Genomic DNA, 861 nt, shown 5'->3' with positions numbered 1-861 from the left:
ATCAAAGCGATAATATTCATAAGGAAAAAATGATTTTTGCTCCTCTTTGGATAAACTTTTTCGTCTTAATTGTTCGTAATTTAGGCAGTATTCTAGTCCTGCTCGTTTTATGCTTGTGATTTGGTATTGCTTATCAAAAACGAGTTTGGCAACCCGCTCATCTAAAAGTCTCTCTCCCGTGCCATAGCAAAGACAAAACGACAATAACATTGCAAAAAATAGCTTCATTTTTCATTCCTTATATTATTTCCCAAAAATAAACTTCTTTTATTAGTCGCGTTGTATCTTTAAGATAGTTATTTCCATACCCAATAGCTACATCAACAAAATTGTATCCATTCCAAAGTGTTGCGTGTCGCACAGCTCCAAATAGCAAAATAATGCCTTTTTTCTTGTGCTTTAATGTAGAAATTTCATCAAAAAAAGCATCATTCTCTGCTTGTGTTCCCATAAAATGAAAAAAATCTTTTGGTTCGCCTTGCTGTATTTGTGCTTTTATATTGCCATATATATTCTCTGTAGATTTTTTATAGTCTAATTCTTTCCAATTTGTATCTAAAAAGCTTTTTAGTCCATAAACTCCCGTATAATAGAAATATTTATCTGCCCCTGTCCATTTTGTTCCTGTAGTTTTTGCAACTTTTTCAAATGTGATTGGCATTGGACTTTTATTGAGCGCATAGCACACTCTTGTGGCGCAAGTATTTATATATGTTTCAACTTCTTTGCCTTTTTGCTTTTCTTTTTCAGCTTCAATTCTAGCCTCCTCTAATTTTCCACCAATCTTGCCAAATACAGCTTCTGCCACAGCAACATCTCTATTTCTAAATATTGTATTTGGTTCAAAAAAATTATTTTTTG

Annotated in this window: 2 protein-coding genes; both read right to left on the bottom strand. The window is 32.6% G+C overall.

Features of this window, described 5'->3' with window-relative positions; translation table 11 throughout:
- Window positions 1–228 (bottom strand): hypothetical protein (locus ACWIX0_RS13875; protein WP_454174569.1); only part of this gene is annotated, 228 nt, incomplete at its 3' end.
- A 10-nt stretch (window positions 229–238) separates the two neighbouring features.
- Window positions 239–861: T6SS effector amidase Tae4 family protein (locus tag ACWIX0_RS13870; RefSeq protein ID WP_454174568.1), on the bottom strand; the 623-nt coding region annotated here is incomplete at its 5' end.

It is taken from the genome of Helicobacter sp. T3_23-1059, assembly GCF_053654515.1.
Note: the sequence above shows the minus strand (reverse complement) of the source record. Positions and strands in the feature narration are given on the sequence as shown.